This is a genomic window from Streptomyces sp. NPDC030798 (assembly GCF_055572275.1).
In genome coordinates, this window is record NZ_JBVIDR010000003.1 from 52,092 (window position 1) to 74,813 (window position 22,722).

Below are 22,722 nucleotides of genomic sequence, written 5' to 3' on the forward strand. Positions count from 1 at the left end.
AGTCTGCCCAAAGCAAGCCGCGCAACGACGCTCGGCGAATTCCGAGTGAGGTCACGCATGGGGAAGCACCGCAAGCAGCAGCACTACCGTCGGGTCGTCATCGCCGCTGTCGCCCTGAGCACCGTGGGCGTGCCGTCGATCGCCATGGCCTGTGGCGACTGGCCGGACAGCGAGACTCAGCCCTCCAGCGCCGCGGAGGCGGCGTACACGGCGGCGCCCCCCTCCAGCGCCGCGGAGGCGGCATTCACGGCACCACCCGCCACCGGCGCCGCCCCGACGCCGTCCACGACCGGGGCCTGGTGGTACGGCACGCATCGCCATCACCACCGCCACCATCACCACAAGGCCGCCACGCACAGAGTGGTGAAGCCGAGCACGCCGGTCACCGGCACGCCCGCGCCGAGCACCCCCAGGCCCACCGCCACCGCCTCCGCACCCCCGCCGAGCACCCCCAGGCCCACCGCCACCGCCACCGCGCCCGCGCCCAGCACCCCCAAGCCCACCGCCACGGCGTCCTCGGTCGCCGCGCGCATCCTGCAGCTGGTCAACGCCGAGCGCAGCAAGGTCGGCTGCTCGGCCCTGACGCTGAACGCGACGCTGTCCAAGGTGGCGCAGGCGCACAGCGACGACATGGCGGCCCATCAGAACATGTCGCACACCGGGTCCGACGGCTCCTCCCCCGGCGACCGTCTCACCCGCGGCGGCTACACCTGGAGCGCCTACGGCGAGAACGTCGCCTACGGGTATGCCACGCCCGAGGACGTCATGGCGGGCTGGATGGCCAGCCCGGGCCACCGCGCCAACATACTCAACTGCTCCTTCAAGGAGTTGGGCGTCGGCCTCGCACAGCCCAACAGCTACTGGACGCAGGACTTCGGGACCAGCCGGTAGGGCGGCGCCCGGACGGGGCCGGGAGGTTTCGTCACGCGTCCGGCCGGTGGGTCGTCCGGCCGATGCGAGGGGCCGCGCCGCGCGTCATCGTCGGAGCATGACTGACGCCTCCCACGACAACGCACCGGCCGGCCCCACCCGCCGGTCCGCCATCGCCGCCCTCGGCGGCGCCACCCTCGGCGTGGCCGCGCTGGGGCTCGCCGCCACGCAGGCGACCGCCGCCCCCGGGGCACACCCCGTCGCCGGGCCCGCCGTCGGGCCGGCGGCGGCCTGTGTCCTGACACCCGAACAGACCGAGGGGCCCTACTACCTGGACCTGGAGACGGTCCGCAAGGACATCACCGAGGGGAAGGCCGGCGTTCCGCTGACCCTGCGGGTGACGGTCGTGGACGCCACGACCTGTGCCCCGCTGCCCGGCACCGCCGTCGACATCTGGCACTGCGACGCGCTCGGCGTCTACTCCGGCTATGTCGCCGGCGGCTCCACCCCCGACACGACCTTCCTGCGCGGGGTGCAGCTCACCGACGCCTCCGGCGTCGCCGAGTTCACCACCGTCTACCCCGGCTGGTACGTCGGCCGCGCCCTCCACATCCACGTCAAGACGCACGCGGGCGGCACCGTCTCCAACGGGACGTACCACGGGGGCCACGTGTCCCACACGGGCCAGCTCTACTTCCCGGAGACGTACAACACCAAGATCGCCGCCCTGTCCCCGTACCGGAACAACACGGCCTCCCGCACGCTCAACGCCCGGGACGGCATCTACCGCAACGGCGGTTCCTCCACGCTGCTGACCGTCACTCAGCCGGGCAGCGACGTCGGCAAGGGCGTGACCGGTACGGTCGTGCTCGGGATACACCCCGCCGCCACGCCCTGACGCACCTTGCCGAGCGGTGTCCGGCGGGCCCGGCCACCGCTCGGCCGCGGCCGGAGCGGCACACGGCGGAAGGCGCGGGTTTCGCCCCGGGATCGCGCGGCCAGGAATCGTGGATGAGCCGGAGTCGGACGTGTGAGGTGTGCGGCGCAGCGCTGACCGTGCGGCCGAACGGCGGTCGGCCGGCCCGGTACTGCTGCGCTGCCTGCAGACAGCGGGCGTTCCGGCAGCGGCAGGCGAGCCGGGACGCCGACGGCCTGCCGCAGCCGGGGGCGGGCGGAGCGGCGCCGGCCACCACGGCGGCTTCCCGCCCCCTGCCCCTCGCGCTGGACTCCTTCGTCGGCCGGCAGCAGGACCTGACCCGCCTGCGCGCCCTGGTGCGCAGCTCGCGCCTGCTCACGCTGACCGGGGCGGGCGGGGTGGGCAAGACCCGGCTGGCGCTGGAGTTCGCCCGGCGGTGGCCGCAGCGCTCGGGACGGGTCGACCTCGTCGAGCTGGACGCGCTGCGGGACGGTACCGTGCTGACGCACTCCGTGGCCGCCGCGCTCGGCGTGGGCGAAGGAGCGGGCCGAACGGGCGTCGAGGTACTGGTCCGGGCGATCGGTGACGCCAGGCGGCTGCTGGTCCTGGACAACTGCGAGCATCTGGCCGAGCCGTGCGCCCGGCTGGCCGCCACCTTGCTGAGCCGCTGCGCCGGGTTACGGATCCTGGCCACCAGCCGGGAGCCCCTGCGGGTGCCCGGAGAGACGGTGTTCCGCGTCGGCGAGCTCTCCCTGCCGCCGGCCGGCGCCGGGGAGGAGGTGGCGGCTCTGCTGCGCGCGGACGCGGTCCGGCTGTTCGTCGACCGGGCCGCGAACCGTTCGCCCGGGTTCACGCTCCACCGCGGCAACGGCCGTACGGTGGCCGAGATCTGCCGTCGGCTGGACGGGCTGACCCTGGCCGTCGAGCTGGCGGCCCGCCAGGTCGGCGCCCTTTCCCCGGACGACATCCTGGCCGGGCTGGACGACCGGCTGTCGCAACTGGACCTGCTCACCGACGGCAGCAGGAGCGGGCCGCACCGCCACAGCGGACTGGCCGCCGCCGTGGACTGGAGCCACCGGCTGCTGGATCCGTCCGAGCGGGCCGTCTTCCGGCGGCTCGCGGTCCTCGTCGGCGGGTTCGACGTGACTGCGGCGCGCACGGTGTGCGCGGGCGGAGCCGTCGCACCGGGACAGGTGCTCCGGATCCTGTGCGCCCTGGAGGCGAAGTCCTTGATCGTACGGCTGCCGACACAGACGGCACCCGCGCGGTTCCGGCAGCTGAGCGCCATCCGCGGCTACGCCCTGGACCGTCTGCGCGCATCCGGCGAGATGCCGGCCACCCTGCGACGGGCGCTCGCGTGGCTGGCCGGGACGGCCGACCGGGCCCGCGAGGACGTCTTCGCCGACCAGGGCTGCAGCCCGCTCGCGGCGGAACGGGACAATCTCGCCTCGGTCCTGGCCGCCACCGCCGGCCACGAGGACGCCGTGCGGACCCGGCTGACCCTGGAACTGGCCCGGGTGCACTATCAACAGGAGCAGCCGTCGGCCGCCCGTTCCCTGCTGAGCGGACTTCTGCCGGACGGCGGCGGCGCGCTCGGCGCAGAGGTGCCGGCGCTCGCCGCGCGCGTGGCCTGCCAGCAGGGCGACCTGACGGCAGCACTGCGCCTGGGCGAGCTGGCGGTGCGGCGGGAACGGTCGCGGCACGACGCCGCCGGACTCGCCAACGCCCTCGACGCCCGGGCGGCGGCGCGGCTGTGCCGCGGCGAGTTCACCGAAGCCGTCGCGGATCTGCGGGCGTGCCTGGACGTCGTCGGCGCGCTCGGCAGGCCGCAGGACACGGCGTGGTGCACGCATCACCTCGCCTGGGCGCTGCTCCAGGCGGGTGCGGCCCTCGAGGCGGACGCGCTCATGGCACGGTGCCTGCCGGTGCTCAGGGAACATGCGCCCTGGCCGCGGATCGCGGCAGCGCTGCACACCGCGGGTGCCGTACGGCTGGCTCTGGGGCAACCGGCGGGTGCCGAGGCGCTGTTCGCCGAGGTGCTGCGGATCGCGCCGGGGTCGAGTTTCCACGCGCTGTATCCCGTCGAGGGCCTGGCGCTCGTGGCCGCCGAGAGCGGCGACCCGCAGCGGGCACTGCGGTTGTACGAGGCGAGTGCCGCGGAACGGCGCAGGCTGGACACCGAGCCCGAGGCTCCGTGGCGGGACAGGATGGAGCAGGCGGCGGCCCGGGCCAGGACGCGGCTGCCGGCTGCCGCGAGGGAGGCGGCCGTCGTCGGCGCCCGCGGGCTGCGCGGGGAGCGGCTCGTCGCCTACGCCCTGCGCGCGCGCAGCGGTGACGACCACCGGCCGGCGGCGGGCCCACTGCCTCTGTCCGGGCTGACCGCCCGGGAGTTCATGGTGGCGGAACTCGTCGCGGAGGGGCTGACCAACCGCGGTATCGCGGACCGGCTCGGGCTGTCGGTGCACACGGTGGCGACGCATCTGGACAAGGTCCGCGACAAGCTGGGACTTCGCTCCCGCACGCACATCGCCTTGTGGGTGGCCGCGCGGGCCGGGGGCGGGCACGGCTCCCCGCGATGAGGTCGGGCGCTGCCCGGGGCAGGCTCTCAGTCGTCGGAATCGGGCTTGTTCCGGGCCTCGGCGTAGGCCTCGGTGGGGGTCATCGAGACGCCGCCCAGCTCGACCGTCCGGTACGGGCTGACCTGGGCGCAGGCCTTGGCCTGGTCGGCGGTCTGGGCGTGGGCGCCGCCCACCGCGGTCTTGGTGTCGGCGGGCGAGGAGGCGCCGCCGGGGTAGCCGGTGCCGCTCGGCCAGTCGCTGCCGACCACCAGGGTCAGTCCGCTGCCGGTGCCCTGCTTCAGGTGCGAGCCGGGCAGGCCCAGAGCCTTGGCGACGGTCTTGGCCTCGGCCTTCTGGCCGGTGCCGTAGGTGAGAGTGGTGGTCGCCGCGGGGCTCGGTGCGTTGGCCGTCGTCGTGCCGGAGCTGAAGCCCTGGTCGGTCAGCGCGCCGGCGACGCTGGAGGCGCGGCCGGTGATGCCGGTGCCGTTCTCGACGGTCACGGCGATCCGGGACGCCGGCACGGCCGAGGCGGTGGCCTTCGCGGTCGCGGAGGCCGCGGCGGACTTCTTGCCGGAGCCGGTGGTCAGGGATTGGTCCTTGACGATGGTGGCGAAGAGCGTCTTCGCGCCCTGGCCCACGACGACCCGGTTCTTGTCGGCGGGGTCGGCGGCGGTCTGCATGGTGGCGAAGGTGATCCGGTTCGCCGGGACCTTGTTCACGTCCGCGGCGAGCCCGATCAGCTTCTTGACGGTGCCGAGCCCGTCGTCGACGGTGAGCGCCTTGGTGGCGGCGTCGGCGAGGTGGTAGACCGCGGTGGGGTCGGTGAGGGTGCCGGCGCTCTTGAACTTGCGGATCATCGCGCTGAGGAAGATGTGCTGGGAGACGGTGCGGCCGAGGTCGCTGCCGTCGCCGAAGCCGTGCCGGGACCGGACGAACTCCAGGGCCGCGACCCCCTTGAGGGTGTGGGTGCCCTTGGACAGCTTCAGGTGCGAGTAGGTGTCGTACACGTCGTTGCTGACGCACACGGAGACGCCGCCGACCGCGTCGGACATCTTGACCACGCCGGAGAAGTCCAGCTTGACGAAGTGGTCGATGGGGATGCCGGTGAGCTGGTGGACGGTGGCCACCTGGCAGGCGGGGCCGTACTGCAGGGCGCTGTTGATCTGGCCGTAGTAGCCGGCGGTGGTTTTGCCGGTGGTGGGGTCCTTGCAGGCCGGGACCTCGGTCATGGTGTCGCGCGGGATGCTCATCACGGTGGCGTTGGAGCGGTCGGCGGATATGTGGACCACCATCTGCACGTCCGCGTTGCTGCCGGTCTGCACGCCGGTCTGCGAGCAGCCGCCACCGAGTTTGCAGTCGGCTTTGCTGGTGCGGCCGTCCGAGCCCATGACCAGGATGTTGATCGGGGTGCGCCCGAAGGCGTCGGCCTTCTCGGTACCACCCTTGCCCTCGAGCGAGACGCTGTGGATGTTGCCGTTGAGGTGCTGGTAGAACCACCAGCCGGCGCCGGCGGTGACGACGATCGCGCCGGACAGCCCCACTCCGATGATCTTCAGCGCCCGCCTGCCGCGCCGTACCGGCCTGGCCCGGCGCGCCCCCTTGCCGTGGCGCGAGCGGGCCGCCTGCCGGGCCGCGGCCCGGCCACCCGCGGGACGTATCGTGTCAGGCTCGGCCGTGCGCTGTTCGGGCACCCCGGCGGTGCGGCTGCGTGTGGCCTGGCCGCCCGGGCCGTCCCACGGGTCGCTCATCTCCCACTCCCATGAACGGTCGGGCTCGGCAGACCGGCCGTCGGGGGTCCGGCCGGCCTGCGAGGCGGTGTACGTGCAGGCAGTGCGGCACGTGCTCCACCTGGATTGCGTAGTTGCGCAATCTAACAAACCGATGGCCGAAACAGCACAGGTCCTGGGCAAATTCACAGGTGAGGGATCTCATGGCACCTTGTCGGCGTCTGCGGATGCAACGGAAGCGGTGGCCGGCGGGACCCGTTCCTGGTCCGTGAGCGCGCCGCACCAGGGGTTCCCCTCGCTGTCGCCCGTCCAGTCGGCGGGCTTGGGGCCACGGCATCATGGGAGCGCTCCTGCGACCGGCGATCCCGCGCCCCGCGAAGCGGCCGGTCCACGTCATCCTCACCGCGCCGGCATCCGGGCTGCGTTCGGCGCCGATCACCTGCGCGGGCCGAGCGCCTGAGGGCCTCGGCTCGAGGGGTGCACTCCGGGAACCTCGATCGCGACGGCGCCCCGCTGCTGCTCTATGACACCGCGGGCGTCTTCCCGACACCGCCATGGGCCATTACAAGGTCTCCCTGGAGCGCAAACGCGCCGCCGTGGCCACCATGCGTCTGCAGGTCGTCGACCGCTCCGGGAAACCCGCGCCCATGGCCTCGACGACCGCCTACCAGGCTCGATCCGTCGCCGTGCCCTACGGCAACTGCACTGAGCCGACCAACATCAAGGCCGGCGGGAAGAGCTGCCCGCTGCGCTTCCGGTGCGCCGGCTGCGGCTTCTATCGCCCCGACCCGTCCTACCTGCCCGCCATCGAAGAACACCTCCACCAGCTGCGCACCGACCGCGAGACCGCCAGCGTGCTGGAAGCAGCCGACTTCGTCACCCGCAACCTCACCGACCAGATCGGCGCCTACACCGAAGTCGCCGAGAAGATGCATCTGGAAATCGTCGTTACCGCCCCCGCCATGGCCCGCGGCTGCTTGCCCGGCATCTGGCGGACGGTGCGCCGGTACCGGCCGGGGGCCTGGGTGAGACCGGTGTCGGGTGCAGTCGATCAGTCGCGGAGGCGTTTTTCAACGGCTTCCACGAGGGCGTCGATCACGCCGTCGGGTGAGGGGCTGTAGTGGGGGACGGCCCAGCGGGTGATCCTTGCGTCGATGACGGTGGGCCGGCCGGAGGCGAGGGCCGTGCGGAAGGCATCCTCGAACTCGTCGAGTGTCTCCACGCGGTAGCCGTCGGCGCCGCACGCGCGCGCGTACGCCGCGAAGTCCGGGTTCTGGAACTCGACCAGGGCACTCTCCCGGTAGGTGGCGAGCTGGAAGAGCTTGATCAGCTTGAACTCCTCGTCGTCGAAGATGACCCAGATGACGGGGATGTCGTTCTCGACGGCAGTCATCAGCTCGAACCCGGCCAGGGAGTAGCAGCCGTCGCCGCAGCCGACGACGACGGTCCGTTCCGGGTGCGCGACCTTCAGGCCGATGGCGCCGTTGACGTGCCCGGCCATCGGCCCGAAGGAGCCGGCCTTGCGGAAGTTCTGTCCCTCCTCCAGCTCGACGTAGTAGCCGAGCCAGGCCAGATGGGCCCCCGCGTCCGCGAGGAGGACGGCGTGCGGCGGCAGCATCCGGCCAATCGACTGCGCGAGCTGACCGGGGTGGATCTTCCCGGTGAGGTGGGTGATGTGCCGGGCTTCGTAGTCCCGGCTTTTGACGTCGGCCGCCGGCACATCGCCGGGCACCTTCTTCTCCAGTGCGTCGGCGAGGGCCTCCACCGCCGGGCGGGCGTCGCTCAGCAGCGCGTGATCGGGCGGGTACGCCTTGTGGAACTCCGTCTCGGAGATGTTCACGTGGATGAGGAGCTTGTCCTTGAACAGGTCCTCGCGGTAGTTGAACGTCGCGTGCTGGTTGAGGGAGTTCCCGATGCACAGCACAATGTCGGCCTCGCGGAAGGCCTTCCAGGCACTGGAGTGGCCGCTGTCCGCGAAGACGCCCACGGCGAGCGGATGTCGCTCGGACACGATGCCCTTGCCGTCCAGCGTGGTGAGCAAGGGGATCTGGAACCGCTCGATCAGTCGCTTGACCTGCGGTCCCGCCCCGCTGCGGATCGCGCCGAAGCCGGCAAGGGCCACGATCCGTTTCCGCTGGGCCAGGGCGTCGGCCAGCACCGACGCGATCTCGTCCACGCGCGCCGGGTCGGGCAGGACCGGGGCGACGTCGAGCCGGACCGGCCGGAAGTTCGTGACCTCGACACCATGGTGGGTGAGGTCCTCGGGGACGTGGATGTGCACGGGCCCGGGCCGGCCCTCGAAGGCGATGTTGACCGCTTCCTCGAGGACGTCGCAGGTGTCGTTGGCATCGGTGAGCAGGAAGGACTTCTTGGTGGTGGCTGCGAACATCGCCCGGGAGTCGGGCGTGCGGTTCAGGCCCGACGTTTCGTTGAGCGACCCCCATCCCTGCCACTCCCGTGACGCGTACCCGGAGACGGCGAGGACCGGGTAGGAGTCGGACATCGCCACTGCCAGCCCGGAGAACAGGTTGAACGCGCCGGGCCCGGCGGTCGCGAAGCAGAAGCCCAGCCGGTTGGTGTACATGGCATAGCCGCAGGCCATGAAGGACGCTGCCTGCTCGTGCCGCGCGATGATCGGCCGGATCTGCCGGGAATGCTTCAGCGCCAGCATCAGACCTGCGGCGTTCTCCCCCGCGCCGCCGAACGCGGCCCGCACGCCGACGCCTTCCAGCCCCTTGACGATGGCCTCGTAGACTCTCATCGGTTTCTCCCTCATCGCGCGGACCGTCCGCCCTGGCGGAGCCGGTCCTCGAGCGCCTCCCACATGCCGGGAACGACGCCTTCCGGTGATGTGCTGTAGTGGGGCAGCGCCCATCGGGTGATCTTGACGTCGATCACGGTCGGTCTGTTCGAGGTGAGGGCGGCCCGGAACGCGGCCTCGAACTCGTCGAGCGTCTCCACGTGGTAGCCGTCGGCACCGCAGGCCTTCGCGTACATCGCGAAGTCCGGGTTCCTGAATTCCACCAGCCCCGATTCCCCATAGGTCGCGAGCTGGTAGAGCTTGACCAGCTTGTACTCGTCATCGTTGAAGATGACCCAGATCACCGGGACGTCGTTCTCCACGGCGGTCATCAGCTCGAAGCCGGCCATCGAGTAGCAGCCGTCACCGCATCCGACGACGACGGTCCGGTGGGGCTGGGCGAGCTTCACCCCGATCGCGCCGTTCACGTGCGCGGACATGGGTCCGAAGGTGCCCGTCTTGCGGAAGTTCTGGCCCTGCTCCAGGTCGACGTAGTAGCCAAGCCAGGCGAGGTGGGCACCGGCGTCGGCGAGGAGCACGGCGTCCTCCGGCAGCATGCGGCCGATCGCCTGCGCCAGCCGCCCCGGATGGATCGCCCCGGGAAGGTGGGGGACGTGCCGGGTCTCGTGGTCCCGGCCGAGCACCTGCACGGGGCCGGCCGGAGCGGACTTCTGCTCCAGTGCCGCGCCGAGCGCCTCGACCGCAAGACGCGCGTCGGAGACGAGGGCGTGAGCGGGCCGGTAGTGTTTGCCCATTTCGCCTGCGTCGATGTTGACCTGGATGAGCGTTTTGCCGTCGAACAGGTCCTCGCGCAGGCCGAACGTCGCGTGCTGGTTGAGCGAGTTGCCGATGGCCAGGACCACGTCAGCCTCACGGAACGCCTTCCAGGCACTCGCGTGGCCGCTCTCCGAGAACACCCCGGCGGCGAGCGGGTGGGTCTCAGGGATCACGCCCTTGCCGTCCAGCGTGGTGACGACGGGGATCTGGAAACGCTCGACGAAGCGCTGCACCGCCGCCTCGGCGTGACTGCGGATCGTGCCGAAGCCGGCCAGGAGGACGATCCGGCGCCCCTCCCGCAGGGCGTCGGCCAGCACTCCGGCGATGGTCTGGACCCGCTCCGGATCGGGCCGCACGGGCGCCACGTCCAGCCTGACGTCGTGGTAGTTGTCCACGGTCGTGCCGCGGTGGGTGAGGTTCTGCGGGACGTGGATGTGCACCGGGCCGGGCCGGCCCTCGAGGGCGGTGTTCACGGCCTCATCGAGGACGTCGCACGTGGCGGCGATGTCCGTGAGCAGGAAGGACTTCTTGGTCGTCGCGGCGAACATCGTCTGCGAGTCGGGGGTGCGGCCCCGCCCCGACGTGTCGTTCACCGCGCCGTGGCCGCGCCAGTCGAGGGAGACGAAACCGGTGAGGGCCAGCACCGGGTAGGAGTCGGACAGGGCGACGGCGAGGCCGGAGAAGAGGTTGAACGCGCCGGGACCGACGGTGGCAAAGCAGACCCCGAGCCGACCCGTGTACATGGCGTAGCCGCACGCCATGAACGAGGCGGCCTGTTCGTGCCGGGTCATGATCGGCCGGATCTTCCGCGACTTCTCCAGTGCCAGGGCCAGACTGGCTATGTTCTCGCCGTTGCCGCCGAACGCGGTGTCGACACCCGCGCTCTCCAACCCCTTGACGATGGCTTCGTACACCTGCATGGCGCTTCCTTCGGTTGCGTGCTTCCCGGTCCCAGGTGGGTCGGCTACTCCTTCCAGCGCGCGGCGTGGGAGCGGTGGGCGTCGGTCAGGCCGTTCCGGAAGAACCGCTCGTAGTACTCGGTTTCGACGTGGTGCGTCTGCAGCCAGATGCCGGGCACGTGGATGGCGTCGGTGTGGGCCGGGAAGCGCCCGTGGGTGGTGTGGATGTACACGCAGACGTCGCGTGCGCAGTCGATCACCCGCGGGTCGTACTCGCCCGCCTCTTCGAGGTAGCGGGTCGCGTACCCGTCCTTGTAGATGCGGCTGAAGACGTCCTTGTCCTCGTAGATGCCGCCCTTGCCGAACTTGCTCTGCACCACCGCGTCTACGGCGGCCTCCATCGAAGGGTAGTTGGGCGGGCAGGCACCTTTGATGAGGTGTTCGTCGGCGGCCCGCAGTCCCACCGGGTGGGCGCGCAGGGGCGCGTACTTCGGCAGCGGCACCTGCCAGCGCAGGAGGTCGGCGGGCTTGAAGCGCGGGGTGACGAAGTCGAAGCCGAGCATGCGGCCGTAGGTGCGGGAGAACTTCGGGTCGCCCAGCATGATCTGAGGGTTGATCGACGCGTGGATCCAGGCGCCGAGTCCCATGGCGTCGGCGACCAGCATCATGTTCTGCAGCAGCAGGTCGGCTTCCACCTGGGTGCGCATCGGCCCCAGGGCGCCGAGCGGCAGCTTGAGGTCGGGGTTGAGGAAGCCGTTGCGCACCCACTTGCGCACCCCGGCCGGGCGGTAGAAGTTACGGTCGTCGACGAAGGTGGGCCGGGCTCCGTCGGGCTGGGTCAGCAGGTACATCAGCGCGTTGATGTACTGGTGGGAGAGGTCGACGACCGGCAGGAAGACCGTGGTGCCCGCGAGGTTGGACAGGAAGCGGTTGGAGTCGAGGTAGGCGGGGAAGTCGCGCATGCCCTCGGTCACGTCCAGGCGGCGGTCCAGCACCTTCACCTTCGCCCGGCCGGCCCGTTCGAGCAGTGTGTCGGGGTCGAATCCCGCCCTGGGCGACGGGGGCAGCTTCCTCAGGTAGTAAGTCCCGCTGTCGTTGATCATGAAGAAGTGGGTGCCCTGGGCGTTGTCGGGGCTGCCCGCCGTACGTCCCACCATGTTCAGGTTCGGCTTGGACATGATGGGCTTGTGGTCGCGCGGGTCCTCGAAGGGCCGGTCGGGCATGCTGAGGCCGGAGCAGCCGGTGAGGGCGATGAGCACGGCTTCCTCCAGCTCGCCCAGGGGCTGCGGCCGGTGGGGGGAGTCATAGCTCATCGACCTGGCCGCGACGGACGCGCCCCTGCTGACCCGGTGGGTGCGCCGCCGGAAGACGCTCTCCCACAGGGGCCGGGCCAGGAGGTCTTCGAGGCCGGTGTGCGTGGCTCGCTGCTGTACCGACATGTCCTTCTTCCGATCAGTCGTGGTACGCGTCGCCGTGATTGCGCACAGGCTGGACGGCACGCCACGGTGCGAACGCGATGGCCGTGCGCGGCAGGAGGCTCGCCAGCTCGGGGCAGTGCCGCCGGCTAACGCTCGCCATGCCACTGCGGTCGATCCAGTCCATGCCCAGCGGGGTGTAGACCTCGGGCCTGAAGTCGACGGTGAGGAAGCGGTCGCTCTGCAGACGGCGGCTGGCCATCAGGATGAAGACGCGGAAGGCGGTGTCGCTGAATCCGAAGCCGGTGGGCGGGTTCTCGGCGAAGAGCCCCACCATGGTGTCGATCTCGTCGACCGAGCGGTACACGTCCTTCAGCCGGGCGACCGTCTCCGGGTCGGAGGAGAGGTCCTCGAACCGCCGGATGCGCGGCTTGGCGGACGCCGCCGGCGTTGGACAGCCGGACCGTGACCGGATACTCGGCTCCGGGTCTCGCGAAACCCGAGGTCAGTTCGGCGGGCAGGTCGTCGTGGAACCTCAGCCGGGCGTTCGCCACGCCGAGGACCGCCTTGACGTGGAACGTCCGCTGGAGGGCGGCGGAGCCGCTGCGCTTCTTCGCCTTCAGCTGCACGCCCAGCAGGTCGGCTGCGAGCCGCTCGAAGATCAGACGCTCGGCCTCCGGACTGCCGCCGGTGTACCGCTCGTACTGCTGGTTCTCGCGCATGTCCGCAACACTCGCGGACACCGGAGGCGCTGTCGCGTGGAGCGGAGCATATGGGGGATGCCGAGCCGGTCATCTGTCGACGGTCAGGGAGATCGTGAGATCGGCCTCGAATCCGGGGTCCCCGACGCTGAACGTCCACTTGGTCGGCTGCGCCTCGTCGTCGGGGGTCATCCTCCGCACCCCCGAGCTCTGGTCGACCGCGGCTGCGGCGGTGCTGGAGCTCTCCCACGACCGCTGAGCGGCCCCGGGCCGTGCGGTCGGGCTGCGCGGCAGGGCTTTTCGGCCGGGCTTTTCGGCGGGCGCGAAAAGGGGCACGCGGTCGAGGTACTGATTCCGACCGAGGGGCGGTGTCGCGATGTCCGAGTACGAGCGTTCCCGCACGATGCCCGCACAGCCCGAACACGTCTTCGATCAGGCGGCCAACGTCGGCCAACTCGACGCCTGGCTGCCGGACGCCCTGCACGTCCGGGTCGAGGACCCGCCCGCCGTGACCGTGCACGAGGACCGCCGGGACGAGGACACCTCCGCCGTGCTGCGGGCCGAGAACGACCAGATGCGGCTCGAGTGGGGCACCCGTGAGCGGGGCGGTTACGCCGGCTGGCTGCAGGTCGCGGGGATCGGCAGCGGTGCCAGCGAGGTGACCGTGCACCTGTCCTTCTTCGACGACAGCCACGACCCGGGCGAGCAGCAGGTGTGCGACGCCCTCGACCGCAGTCTGCAGCGGCTGGAGGAGCAGGTGCGGATGCGGGTCGACAACGCGGCCGGCTGACGTCCGGGGCTCGGCGCCGCACGGCAGGTGTCGGGCCGAAGTCCGGGGGCATCGGCTGAAGTATGAATGCACAAGCATGGGCAGTGCGGGGGCGGGGCCGGGCCCGTCGGGCGGCCGACAGTACGGCGATGGCCGCGGCGGCGCGCGCGGGCTTCGCCGCCCGGGGACTGATCTATCTTCTGGTGGGGGTCATCGCCCTGCAGATCGCCTTCGGCGGCGACGGCGACGGCCGGCAGGCCGACCGCGGCGGGGCACTGAGCGAACTGGCCCGGCGGCCGTTCGGGTCGGCGATGCTGTGGATCGTCGGCGTCGCGCTCGCCGGCATGGCGCTGTGGCGGCTGTCGCAGGCCGCGCTCGGCGGCGCCGGCACGGACGGGGGCGCGCCGTCCAAACGGGCCATGGCCGCCGCCCGGTTCGTGTTCTACGCCGTCGTGTCCTGGTCGGTGCTCTCGTACGCGGCCGGGGACAAGGGCAGCGGCAGTGGCTCCTCCGACCGGCGTACCGACGATGTGACCGCGACGGTCCTGGGGCAGCCGGGCGGGCAGTGGATCGTCGGCGTCGCCGGTGCGGCCGTGGTGGTCGCCGGGCTGTGGATCGCGGTCCGGGCCGTGCGCACGAGGTTCCGCAAGCACCTGCGGATCGAGGACATGTCCCCGAGGGCCCGGAAGGTCACCGATGTCTTCGGGGTCACCGGCGGCACGGCCCGCGGGGTCGTGTTCGCAGTCGCCGGGGTGTTCGCCCTGGTGGCGGCCGTCCGGCACCAGCCGGGCCGGGCCAAGGGCATGGACGACACGCTGCGCGCGTTCCGGGACCTGCCGGCCGGGCCCTGGCTGCTCGCCGCGATCGCGCTCGGCCTGGCGGCGTTCGGCGTCTTCTCGTGGTGCGAGGCCCGCTGGCGCAGGCTGTGACGCCCCGTCAGCTGGTGTGCGGGGGCGGGGACATGGCCCAGCGGATGGTCCGGGTGAGCAGGTGACCGGCCGGGCGCACCGTGAGGTCCTCGACGAGGGGGACGCGGGGCAGCCGCAGCAGCGTCCGGGCCCAGGAGGGCAGCAGGGTCACGGCGGAAGCGGCCAGGGTGCCGTACAGGGGACGGACGGGCAGGGGCAGCGGAGGGTCGAGGAGCAGGAAGCGGGCCGCGGCCCGGGCTTCCGGGGTCACGCGGAGCTCGGGCCGGTAGGCCTCCAGCCGGTCGGTCAAGGCACGCCGGTCGCGCGGTGGATCGGTGACGCCCAGGGCCTCGGCGACGCGCGCGGTGTCGGCGACGTAGGCGTCGTAGCCGGCCGGGTCCAGCGGGTGGGCGCCGTAGCGCTGGTGAGCCCGCAGGAAGCACTCCGTCTCGGCCGCGTGGACCCAGCCGAGCAGGTAGGGGTCGGCGGCGAAGTACGGCTCGCCGTCCCGTGTGGTGCCGCGGACCTTCGCGTGGATGCCCCGGACCCGGTCCACGGCGGCCTGCGCGTCGTCCGCCGTCCCGTAGGTGGTCACCGCCAGGAAGGCGCTGGTGCGCTGGAGCCGCCCCCAGGGGTCGCCGCGGTAGCCGGAGTGTGCGTCCACTGCGGCCATGGCCAGGGGGTGCAGGGACTGCAGCAGGAGGGCGCTCACTCCGCCGGCGAACATCGCGGCGTCGCCGTGCACGAGGCGGATGGGGCGGCCGGGCGCGAACCAGCGGGGGCCCGGTGTGTCGTGGATGCGCGCGCGGGTGGCGCGCCCGTCCGGGCCGGCCACCCGGCGGAAGAGCAGCGCGCCCAGTTGGGCGCGTACGTCCGGCAGCACGGGCCTCTCCCGTCTCTTGCCCCGCCCGCCGCCACCGCCACTCAGCGGCGGGCGGGCACCTCCTCTCCTTCCCGGTCGGACCGCGGCCACACATAGGGCAGGTCGTCGGGTGTGCCCGGGAAGGCCTGGGCGTAGGTGTCCCGGTCCTTGCGGACGAGCGCCGACCGGTGGCTGCGGTGGAAGGCCTCGTCGCCGAGCCAGGGCGGCAGTTCCCCGGCGGCCGCGAGGGCCTGCTGGTCGCGCACGGGAACGCCCGGGCGGACTCCGGCCAGTCCGGCGACGAGGGAGGCGGCGCAGCTGTCCTGGTGTCCCTGCTCCCGCCAGACCCGGCAGATCTCCAGCCCGTAGCGGACGAGGGCCTCCTCGTACCCGGTCCACATGCGTACGGCCGGATGCCGGCGCCAGCCGTATCCCGGTACGGTCAGGCCGCGCAGGATTTGGAGCGCCTCGACCCGCTGTTTGCCCAGGCGCCGGCGGTCGAGCAGCAGGGCCGACCGGCGGAAGTCGGGGTCGGGCAGGAATGTCTGCATGACGGCCCTCCTGGTGCCTCGCGGCGTCACCGTCCGGGCGGGGTCGGTCGTCCTGGCCGAGTGCCCGGGCGGCAGGGGCCGAACCCCGTGCCGCGTGCCGTCCGGGAGCCGGTGCCGGGGTGCCGTTGCCGCCACGTACCGTCCGGGAGCCGGTGCAGAGTGCCGTTGCCGCCACGTACCGCCCGGGAGCCGGTGCAGAGTGCCGTTGCCGCCACGTACCCTCCGGGAGCCGGTGCAGAGTGCCGTTGCCGCCACGTACCCTCCGGGAGCCGGTGCAGAGTGCCGTGTCGCCGCGTGCCGTGCGGGAGCCGGTGCGGAGTGCCGTGTCGCCGCGTGCCGTGCGGGAGCCGGTGCGGAGTGCCGTGTCGCCGCGTGCCGTGCGGGCGGCGTGTGCCGGGCGGGTATCGCCGTGTGCCACCGGGGTGATTCGGGCGTCCCGGGTGCGGGGGCCGCCGTTCCGGCCGATGCTGGAGCCATGACCGGGAAGCGCCCCGTGATCGTGCACCTGCCGTCCCCGACGGGCGGGCGCCGGGTGCGGGTGGACGGCGAGATCCTCGGCCTCGCGCACAGCGTGCGGGACCTCGTCGAGTTCCTGCGCCGGGCCGGCCTGGAGATCGAGCCGGAGGACGTGGCCGACTCGCCGCTCATCGACTGGCGCGGCGTGGGGCCCGACCGCTGGGAGGCCGAGACCCGGACCTGACCCCGGAGGGCAGCCTCAGGCGCCGGCGTCCGGCCGGTACAGCACGGGCAGGTCGGCGGGCCGCACCCGCAGGGTCACCGGCAAGGTGGCCTCGACCTCGCCGTCGGCGCCGTACGGGACGGGCCGCGTCGCCTCGATGCGCAGTTCCCTGCCGCGCAGCACCCGGACCTCGGGGCGGCGCAGGTGGGCGCCGGTCTTCAGCTCGTTCATCAGGGCGAAGAACAGCCGGCGCGGCGCCTCGCGGATCAGGACGACGTCGAGCAGACCGTCGTCGACCCGCGCGCCGGGGGCGATGAGGCGGCCGGAGCCGTAGTAGGGCGAGTTGGCGGCGACGACCGTGTAGCCGCGGTGCGGGTGCTCCTCGCCGTCGACCGTGACCCGGTAGTCGGCCGGCCGCCACCGGCTCACCGCGCGCAGGCCGCCCGCGTAGTAGGAGGCGGCGCCGCGCAGCAGCCGGGCGTCGTTCGCGTACCGGTTGGCCAGCGCGTCGACGCCCGCGTACACACTGCCCAGGACGACGGTGCGGTGGTGGACGGCCGACTCCACCTCGATGGTGTCGACGGGCCGGGGCTCGGCGTGCAGCAGGACCTCGGCGAGCGCGGCGGGGTCGCGGGGCAGGCCGAGGGCCCGGGCGAAGTCGTTGCCCCGGCCGGCGGGGACGAGCCCGAGGACGCTGCCGGTGCCGCTGAGCGCTCCGCCGATACCGCCGGCCATGCCGTCACCGCCGACCGCGAGGACCACCCGGCCGCGCTCACCGGCGCTCCGGGCGATCTCCTGGGCGTGGGCGAGGCTGTGGCTGTACTCCGTCTCCAGCCCGGCCCCGGCCTCGCGGAGCAGGCGGGCCACGTGGAGCAGCGCCGCCGCCCCGGTCGAGTCGCCCGCGGTGGGGTTGACGACGGCGGTGAACTGTCGCATCGGTGTGCCTCCGGGGCAAGCGGTCCGGTGGGGTCAGTCGGTGGGGAGCAGGACGCCGGGGTTGAGGATCTCCTCGGGGTCCAGGCGCCGTTTGACGGCGCGCAGGGCGGCCACGCCGAGCGGTCCGGCCTCCCGGACGTACCAGTCGCGGTGGTCGGTGCCCACGCCGTGGTGGTGGGTGATGGTGCCGCCGGCGGCGAGGACGGCGTCGTTGGCGGCGTGCTTGGCGGGTGCCCAGTGGGCGACCGGGTCGTCGCCCTGGGCGCTGACGACGGTGAAGTAGAGCGAGGCGCCGTTCTCGTACACGTGCGAGATGTGGCACATCACCAGGGGTGGGGTCCCGGCCCGGGTGAGGGTGTCGGTGAGGGCGGTGCGCACGCCGGTGTAGAGGCCGGGGACGGCGGACCAGAAGGCCGCCGTCTCCAGTGTCTCCGCGAAGGCCCCGGCGTCGAGCAGGGCGTCGCGCAGGTAGGGCGCGGAGTAGCGGCCGTGCGCCCAGCGCTCGCCCGGTTCGGCGCCGAGCGGGGTGCCGCCGCAGGCGGCGAGGACGGCCGCGGCCTGTTCGCGGCGGTGTGCGGTGTCCTCGGCGGTGCCCTCGTAGCCGGTGATGGCGAGGCATCCGGCGTCGCTCCGCGCCGCTCCCGCCCCGATGGCGTCGGGCTGGGCGAGGCCGATGAGGGTCTCGGTCTCGTCGGACAGGCGCAGCACGGTCGGGCGGGGCCCGTCCTGGGCGAGGCGGCGCAGGGCCGTGGCTCCCTCCTCGAAGGAGGCGAAGCGCCAGCCTTCGTAGACGCGCACCTCGGGCAGCGGGCGGATCCGCACCGTGACGGAGGTGATCACGCCGAAGGCACCCTCGGAGCCGAGGACGAGCTGGCGCAGGTCGGGTCCGGCGGCGGAGCGCGGGGCGCGGCCCGCCTCGAGGGTGCCCTCGGGCGTGGCGAGGGTGAGGCCGAGGACCATGTCGTCGAAGCGGCCGTAGCCGGCGGAGGCCTGGCCGCTGGAACGGGCGGCGGCGAAGCCGCCGATGGTGGCCCACTCGAAGGACTGCGGGAAGTGGCCGAGGGTGAAGCCGTGCTCGGCCAGCAGGGCTTCGGCCTCGGGGGCGCGCAGGCCGGGCTGGAGGACGGCGGTGCGGGAGACGGGGTCCAGATCGAGCAGGCCGTTCATGCGGCGCAGGTCGAGGGCGACGAAGGAACTGCGCCGGGGGGCGAGTCCGCCGACCACCGAGGTGCCGCCGCCGAAGGGGACGACGGCCAGGCCGTGTGCGGCGCAGGCCTTCAGCACGGCGAGGACGTCGTCGTGGGAGGCGGGCAGGACCACGGCCTGCGGGACGTCGGTGAGGTCGCCGGCGCGCAGTCGGAGCAGGTCGGGCGTGGACTTGCCGCGGGTGTGCCGGATGCGGCTCTCCGCGTCCGTGCGGACGTGTTCCTCGCCGCCGACGGCCCGCGCCAGGGCGCGCAGCGCGGCGGGTTCGGCGGTGGGCTCGGGCAGGCGGAGCTCCTCCAGGGCGGGCGCGGGTGCCGGGCTGGGCTTGACGCCGAGCAGGTCGCGCAGCAGTCCGGTCACCGCGTCGGGCAGCGGGGCGGCCTTGGCCGGGTCGCCCCAGCCGTTCCACAGCATGTCCATCGAAGGGTCGTCCTCACAGGTCGGTGTGCTCGGTTGGCGCGGCGGCGTCGTCCGCCCGGCCCCGGCGCGTTACACTGTGACACATGACGCCTATTCGTCACAACGGCTCGGACAACGATCATGTGCTCGACGCGGTGCGCGACTGCGTGCTGGCCGTCGGCGTCCGCCGCACCACCCTCGCCGACGTGGCACGCCGCGCCGGCGTCTCCCGGATGACGCTGTACCGACGCTGGCCGGACCTGCGCACCCTGGTCGGCGACCTGATGACCCGTGAGTGGATCGACGTGGCGACCCACGCGATACCCGAGCCGTCGGCGGGCACGCACACCCGCGCCCGGATCGTGGAGGGGCTGGTGGCGGGGGTGGCTGCGTTCCGCGCGCACCCGCTGTTCCGGAAGATCGTCGACGTCGACCCCGAGCTGCTGCTGCCCTACGTCCTGGACCGGCGCGGGGCGAGCCAGGAGGCGCTGCTGGCGCTGCTGGCCGACGCGCTGCGCGAGGGCCACGCGGACGGCTCGGTGCGTGTCGCCCACACCGAGCGGCAGGCCCGCGCGCTGCTGCTGATCGTGCAGTCCTTCGCCCTGTCCCTGCGCACGATGACCGACGAGGACGATCCCGGCCTCGACTCCGCCGCTCTGCTGGCCGAGTTGCGCATCCTTCTGGAGAGGACCCTGACGCCATGAGCCACACCGAGGCCGTACGAGGCTCGTCCCTCAGCGCGGGCCGGCGCATCCGGGAACTGGCCGAGGCGACGGACGGCCGAGTGGCCGACGTCCTGGTCGTCGGGCTCGGCGCGACGGGCGCCGGCGCCGCCCTGGACGCGGCCGCCCGGGGGCTGGACGTCGTCGCCGTGGACGCCCACGACCTGGCCTTCGGCACCTCCCGCTGGAGCTCGAAGCTGATCCACGGCGGGCTGCGCTACCTGGCCTCCGCGCAGTTCGACGTCGCGCACGAGAGCGCGGTCGAGCGCGGGGTGCTGATGACCCGCACCGCCCCGCACCTGGTGGCCGCGCAGCCGTTCGTCCTGCCGCTGACCCCGCTGGTGTCGCGGGCGCAGGCCTCGCTGGCCTGGGCCGGGTTCCGGGCCGGCGACATGCTGCGGCTGGCCGCCCGGACCCCGCGGCAGGCCCTGCCCGCACCGCGCCGGCTGCCGGCCACGGAGGCCCGTCATCTGGCGCCCCCGGTGCGCCCGGACGGGCTGCGCGGCGGGCTGCTGTCCTGGGACGGCAAGGTGACCGACGACGCCCGCCTGGTGACCGCCCTCGCCCGGACCGCCGCCGCGCACGGCGCCCGGGTGCTCACCCGGCTCAGGGTCCTGGAGCTGACCGGCAGGGGCGCCCGCGTCCGGGACGAACTCACCGGCGAGGAGGGCGAGATACGGGCCCGCGCCGTGATCAACGCGGCCGGTGTGTGGGCCGGTGACCTGACCGGCGGGATACGGATCCGTCCCTCCCGCGGCACCCACCTGGTGCTGCGCTCGGAGCGGCTCGGCATCCTGCCGGCCGGGCTGCACATCCCGATCCCGGGCGAGACCAACCGCTTCGTGCTGGTCCTGCCCCAGGGCGACGGGCGGGTCTACGTCGGCCTCACCGACGAGCCGGTCGAGGGCCCGGTCCCGGACGTGCCGGAGGTGCCCGAGACCGACATCGGCTTCCTGCTGGACGTGCTCGGCTCCGTCCTGGACGCGCCGGTGCAGCGGGAGGAGGTCGTCGGCGCCTTCGCCGGACTGCGGCCGCTGCTGGACACCTCCGAGGAGGGCAGCCCGGCGCGCACCGCCGACATCTCCCGCCGGCACGCCGTGCTGACCTCGCCCGACGGTGTGACCACGGTCGTCGGTGGCAAGCTCACCACCTACCGGCGGATGGCGCAGGACGCCGTGGACGCCGCGGTCGGGGCCCGGGGGCTGTCCGCGCCCCCCTCCCCCACCGCCGCGCTGCCGCTGACCGGTGCCGCCGCCCCCGCCCGGCTGCGTGCCCTGGCCGCACCGCGCCGGCTGGTCCGCCGCTACGGCACCGAGGCCCCCGCCGTGCACGCCCTGGCGCAGCGGGATCCCTCCCTGGCCGCACCGGTGGTGCCGGGGCATCCGGTCACCCGGGCCGAACTCCTGTGGGCCGCCCGCCACGAGGGCGCCCTGGACGCCTCGGACCTGCTGGACCGGCGCACCCGGATCGGTCTCGTGCCCGAGGACCGCGCCGCGGCGCTCGCCGCGGCGGGGGAACTGCTGGCGCGCGCGGCCGCCGAGGTCACGTCAGAGAGCCGGAGTTGACCAGATCGCCCGTGGCGGGGCGCGGGACCGTGCCGCTCGCCGGCGGTTCCTCGCCCCGCTCCACCCAGGCCGTCAGCGCGGTGAAGGCGGCCCGGTAGCAGGGCAGGATCGGCCGCAGCCGGTCCGGGTAGGTGTCGTAGAGGCTGTCGACGTGGGTGCCGCCCTCGATCCGGTAGTAGCGGTGCAGCCCCGAGCGGCCCCGCTCGGCGATCATCCGCGCGTAGACGTCGGACTGGACGCGCAGGGGCAGCAGGGCGTCCAGGGTGCCGTGCAGGGTGATCATGGGTTTGCCGATCCGGCCGGTGAGCGAGATCCGGGCGACGGCGTCATGGACCGCGCGGGGCCGTGCCGCGTAGTCGTACGCGGCGTCGGAGGGGCAGGGCGCGAAGATCTCCTCCGGCGTCGTACCGGCCGAGGCGCCCGGGCAGTCCCGGTCGTAGCCGGGGTCCAGAGCCGCGCGGTAGGTCTTCTGGGTCAGGCCCCAGTACGCCTTCTCGTGGTACGGCCACAGGAACTCCGAGCCCCGCGCGAAGCCGGCCGCGTACATGTCCTCGTCACTCGCCCTGCCGAGCTGCCGGGCGACCGCGACGGGCAGGAAGGTCAGCAGGTGGGGGCCGTCGGGCCGCCACAGCGGGCCCTCCCAGTCGACCCCGCCGTCGTACAGCTCGGGGTGGTTCTCCAGTTGCCAGCGGGTGAGGTAGCCGCTGTTGGAGATCCCGGTCATGTACGTGCGGCGCGGGGCGTGTCCGTAGTACTGGGCGACGACGGCCTTGGCGGCGCGGGTCAGCTGGGTGGTGCGCCGGTTCCACTCGGCGAGGGCGTCGCCGGGGCGGCGGCCGTCGGTGTAGAAGTCCGGGCCGGTGTTGCCCTTGTCGGTGGCGGCGAACGCGTAGCCCTGGGCCAGCACCCAGTCGGAGACGAGGGTGTCCATCGCGTACTGCCTGCGCACGCCGGGGGCGCCGGTGACGACCAGCTTGCCGTTCCAGTCGTCGGGCAGCCGGAGGACGAACTGGGCGTCGTGGTGCCATCCGTGCGCGGTGTTCAGGTGGGAGGAGTCGCGGAAGCAGCCGTCGATCTGCGCGCCGGGCACGCCGGAGGGGTTGTGGGTGCCGCGTGCGGCGAGTCCCGCCCAGTCGGCGGGGTCGCTGTAGGGCGTGCCGGTGAGGGCGCTGGTCGTCAGGTCCGCGTGGCGGGAGAGCCGCTGTCGTACGGCGCCGGGCACGGTGATCCGGCGCCGCGCGGCCCGGCCGCCGTCGGCCCGGGCCTCGGTGGCGGGAGTGGCCGCCGCGACGGCGAGCAGGGCGGCGGACAGGAGTGTGGTTCGTCGACTGGGGCGCATGCGGGTCATGGTTGGCGACGGCGCACCGACCGGGCCATGGGCGGTGCGCACACTACGGCAGCGTCTCCGGTGGTGGCCAGGCACATGTGGTCCTGGTCCGGACGGCGGTGCGCGCGGGGTTCC

Annotated in this window: 18 protein-coding genes and 1 pseudogene; 9 read left to right on the forward strand and 10 right to left on the reverse strand. The window is 73.2% G+C overall.

Translation table 11 applies throughout. The features are described 5' to 3' along the window. The first annotated feature begins 57 nt into the window (after positions 1 to 57). From ACZ404_RS08545 to ACZ404_RS08555, 3 genes are all read left to right on the forward strand, one after another. Complete coding sequence (locus ACZ404_RS08545) at positions 58 to 891, forward strand: CAP domain-containing protein (protein WP_468437303.1); 834 nt, start codon at positions 58 to 60, stop codon at positions 889 to 891. Between the two features lie 97 nt (positions 892 to 988). Further along, complete coding sequence (locus ACZ404_RS08550; protein ID WP_468437305.1) at positions 989 to 1,768, forward strand: intradiol ring-cleavage dioxygenase; 780 nt, start codon at positions 989 to 991, stop codon at positions 1,766 to 1,768. Between the two features lie 113 nt (positions 1,769 to 1,881). Continuing rightward, complete coding sequence (locus ACZ404_RS08555; protein WP_468437307.1) at positions 1,882 to 4,365, forward strand: ATP-binding protein; 2,484 nt, start codon at positions 1,882 to 1,884, stop codon at positions 4,363 to 4,365. A 26-nt stretch (positions 4,366 to 4,391) separates the two neighbouring features. On the opposite strand, the gene ACZ404_RS08560 is transcribed toward ACZ404_RS08555, so the two are convergent. Further along, positions 4,392 to 6,092 carry an LCP family protein gene (locus tag ACZ404_RS08560; RefSeq protein WP_468437309.1) on the reverse strand — a complete coding sequence of 567 codons (1,701 nt, stop codon included), beginning with the start codon at positions 6,090 to 6,092 and terminating at the stop codon, positions 4,392 to 4,394. A 533-nt stretch (positions 6,093 to 6,625) separates the two neighbouring features. Here ACZ404_RS08560 and ACZ404_RS08565 point away from each other — a divergent pair. Continuing rightward, entirely contained in the window at positions 6,626 to 7,192 is a 567-nt protein-coding gene (locus ACZ404_RS08565; protein WP_468437311.1) for a hypothetical protein, read from the forward strand. Here ACZ404_RS08565 and ACZ404_RS08570 read toward each other — a convergent pair. The 4 genes and pseudogenes from ACZ404_RS08570 to ACZ404_RS08585 all read right to left on the reverse strand — a co-directional run. Next, positions 7,123 to 8,832 carry a thiamine pyrophosphate-binding protein gene (locus tag ACZ404_RS08570; RefSeq protein ID WP_468437313.1) on the reverse strand — a complete coding sequence of 570 codons (1,710 nt, stop codon included), beginning with the start codon at positions 8,830 to 8,832 and terminating at the stop codon, positions 7,123 to 7,125. The two genes, ACZ404_RS08565 and ACZ404_RS08570, sit on opposite strands and share 70 nt — an antisense overlap. Before the next feature lie 11 nt (positions 8,833 to 8,843). Next, the gene (locus ACZ404_RS08575) at positions 8,844 to 10,568 is read right to left on the reverse strand and encodes a thiamine pyrophosphate-binding protein (protein ID WP_468437315.1); all 1,725 of its coding nucleotides are present in this window, start codon (positions 10,566 to 10,568) and stop codon (positions 8,844 to 8,846) included. A gap of 44 nt (positions 10,569 to 10,612) precedes the next feature. Beyond that, positions 10,613 to 11,986, reverse strand: coding sequence for a hypothetical protein (locus ACZ404_RS08580; protein ID WP_468437316.1), 1,374 nt, complete (start codon positions 11,984 to 11,986; stop codon positions 10,613 to 10,615). Between the two features lie 13 nt (positions 11,987 to 11,999). Next, positions 12,000 to 12,395: pseudogene (locus ACZ404_RS08585) on the reverse strand (peroxidase family protein); the annotation flags it as partial. Between the two features lie 644 nt (positions 12,396 to 13,039). On the opposite strand from ACZ404_RS08585, the gene ACZ404_RS08590 reads away from it, so the two are divergent. After that, a complete protein-coding gene (locus ACZ404_RS08590) occupies positions 13,040 to 13,453 on the forward strand; it encodes an SRPBCC family protein (protein ID WP_468437319.1) in 414 nt (137 codons plus the stop codon). Between the two features lie 128 nt (positions 13,454 to 13,581). After that, positions 13,582 to 14,361 (forward strand): DUF1206 domain-containing protein, encoded by a 780-nt coding sequence (locus ACZ404_RS08595; RefSeq protein WP_468437321.1) that lies wholly within the window; start codon positions 13,582 to 13,584, stop codon positions 14,359 to 14,361. Positions 14,362 to 14,368: 7 nt separating this feature from the next. Here the strand turns inward: ACZ404_RS08595 and ACZ404_RS08600 are convergent, their stop codons facing one another. Both ACZ404_RS08600 and ACZ404_RS08605 read right to left on the reverse strand, forming a co-directional pair. Continuing rightward, positions 14,369 to 15,223 (reverse strand): oxygenase MpaB family protein, encoded by an 855-nt coding sequence (locus tag ACZ404_RS08600; RefSeq protein WP_468437323.1) that lies wholly within the window; start codon positions 15,221 to 15,223, stop codon positions 14,369 to 14,371. Positions 15,224 to 15,264: 41 nt separating this feature from the next. Then, positions 15,265 to 15,753: an MSMEG_6728 family protein gene (locus ACZ404_RS08605; RefSeq protein ID WP_468437324.1), complete on the reverse strand. Its 489-nt coding sequence runs from the start codon at positions 15,751 to 15,753 to the stop codon at positions 15,265 to 15,267. A 475-nt stretch (positions 15,754 to 16,228) separates the two neighbouring features. Between ACZ404_RS08605 and ACZ404_RS08610 the strand changes: the two genes are divergently transcribed. Further along, on the forward strand, positions 16,229 to 16,453 hold the full coding sequence (locus ACZ404_RS08610; RefSeq protein ID WP_468437326.1) for a hypothetical protein: 225 nt from the start codon (positions 16,229 to 16,231) through the stop codon (positions 16,451 to 16,453). A 15-nt stretch (positions 16,454 to 16,468) separates the two neighbouring features. On the opposite strand, the gene ACZ404_RS08615 is transcribed toward ACZ404_RS08610, so the two are convergent. Together ACZ404_RS08615 and ACZ404_RS08620 are read right to left on the reverse strand one after the other, a co-directional pair. Next, positions 16,469 to 17,368, reverse strand: a complete 900-nt coding sequence (locus ACZ404_RS08615) for a YegS/Rv2252/BmrU family lipid kinase (protein WP_468437328.1) — start codon at positions 17,366 to 17,368, stop codon at positions 16,469 to 16,471. Positions 17,369 to 17,401: 33 nt separating this feature from the next. After that, the gene (locus ACZ404_RS08620) at positions 17,402 to 18,994 is read right to left on the reverse strand and encodes an FAD-binding oxidoreductase (RefSeq protein ID WP_468437330.1); all 1,593 of its coding nucleotides are present in this window, start codon (positions 18,992 to 18,994) and stop codon (positions 17,402 to 17,404) included. An 83-nt stretch (positions 18,995 to 19,077) separates the two neighbouring features. Between ACZ404_RS08620 and ACZ404_RS08625 the strand changes: the two genes are divergently transcribed. Then, complete coding sequence (locus ACZ404_RS08625) at positions 19,078 to 19,677, forward strand: TetR/AcrR family transcriptional regulator (RefSeq protein WP_468437332.1); 600 nt, start codon at positions 19,078 to 19,080, stop codon at positions 19,675 to 19,677. Next, positions 19,674 to 21,260 carry a glycerol-3-phosphate dehydrogenase/oxidase gene (locus ACZ404_RS08630; protein ID WP_468437333.1) on the forward strand — a complete coding sequence of 529 codons (1,587 nt, stop codon included), beginning with the start codon at positions 19,674 to 19,676 and terminating at the stop codon, positions 21,258 to 21,260. The genes ACZ404_RS08625 and ACZ404_RS08630 overlap by 4 nt, the downstream gene beginning before the upstream one ends. Here ACZ404_RS08630 and ACZ404_RS08635 read toward each other — a convergent pair. Then, positions 21,238 to 22,599, reverse strand: a complete 1,362-nt coding sequence (locus ACZ404_RS08635; protein WP_468437335.1) for a tannase/feruloyl esterase family alpha/beta hydrolase — start codon at positions 22,597 to 22,599, stop codon at positions 21,238 to 21,240. The genes ACZ404_RS08630 and ACZ404_RS08635 overlap by 23 nt on opposite strands. Positions 22,600 to 22,722: the final 123 nt, after the last annotated feature.

Excerpts from the sequence above, each read along its gene's own strand:
- ACZ404_RS08545 (WP_468437303.1), top strand. The coding sequence starts at position 58 with ATGGGGAAGCACCGCAAGCAGCAGCACTACCGTCGGGTCGTCATCGCC.
- ACZ404_RS08550 (WP_468437305.1), top strand. The coding sequence starts at position 989 with ATGACTGACGCCTCCCACGACAACGCACCGGCCGGCCCCACCCGCCGG.
- ACZ404_RS08555 (WP_468437307.1), top strand. The coding sequence starts at position 1,882 with ATGAGCCGGAGTCGGACGTGTGAGGTGTGCGGCGCAGCGCTGACCGTG.
- ACZ404_RS08560 (WP_468437309.1), bottom strand. The coding sequence starts at position 6,092 with ATGAGCGACCCGTGGGACGGCCCGGGCGGCCAGGCCACACGCAGCCGC.
- ACZ404_RS08565 (WP_468437311.1), top strand. The coding sequence starts at position 6,626 with ATGGGCCATTACAAGGTCTCCCTGGAGCGCAAACGCGCCGCCGTGGCC.
- ACZ404_RS08570 (WP_468437313.1), bottom strand. The coding sequence starts at position 8,832 with ATGAGAGTCTACGAGGCCATCGTCAAGGGGCTGGAAGGCGTCGGCGTG.
- ACZ404_RS08575 (WP_468437315.1), bottom strand. The coding sequence starts at position 10,568 with ATGCAGGTGTACGAAGCCATCGTCAAGGGGTTGGAGAGCGCGGGTGTC.
- ACZ404_RS08580 (WP_468437316.1), bottom strand. The coding sequence starts at position 11,986 with ATGTCGGTACAGCAGCGAGCCACGCACACCGGCCTCGAAGACCTCCTG.
- ACZ404_RS08590 (WP_468437319.1), top strand. The coding sequence starts at position 13,040 with ATGTCCGAGTACGAGCGTTCCCGCACGATGCCCGCACAGCCCGAACAC.
- ACZ404_RS08595 (WP_468437321.1), top strand. The coding sequence starts at position 13,582 with ATGGCCGCGGCGGCGCGCGCGGGCTTCGCCGCCCGGGGACTGATCTAT.
- ACZ404_RS08605 (WP_468437324.1), bottom strand. The coding sequence starts at position 15,753 with ATGCAGACATTCCTGCCCGACCCCGACTTCCGCCGGTCGGCCCTGCTG.
- ACZ404_RS08610 (WP_468437326.1), top strand. The coding sequence starts at position 16,229 with ATGACCGGGAAGCGCCCCGTGATCGTGCACCTGCCGTCCCCGACGGGC.
- ACZ404_RS08615 (WP_468437328.1), bottom strand. The coding sequence starts at position 17,368 with ATGCGACAGTTCACCGCCGTCGTCAACCCCACCGCGGGCGACTCGACC.
- ACZ404_RS08620 (WP_468437330.1), bottom strand. The coding sequence starts at position 18,994 with ATGGACATGCTGTGGAACGGCTGGGGCGACCCGGCCAAGGCCGCCCCG.
- ACZ404_RS08625 (WP_468437332.1), top strand. The coding sequence starts at position 19,078 with ATGACGCCTATTCGTCACAACGGCTCGGACAACGATCATGTGCTCGAC.
- ACZ404_RS08630 (WP_468437333.1), top strand. The coding sequence starts at position 19,674 with ATGAGCCACACCGAGGCCGTACGAGGCTCGTCCCTCAGCGCGGGCCGG.
- ACZ404_RS08635 (WP_468437335.1), bottom strand. The coding sequence starts at position 22,599 with ATGCGCCCCAGTCGACGAACCACACTCCTGTCCGCCGCCCTGCTCGCC.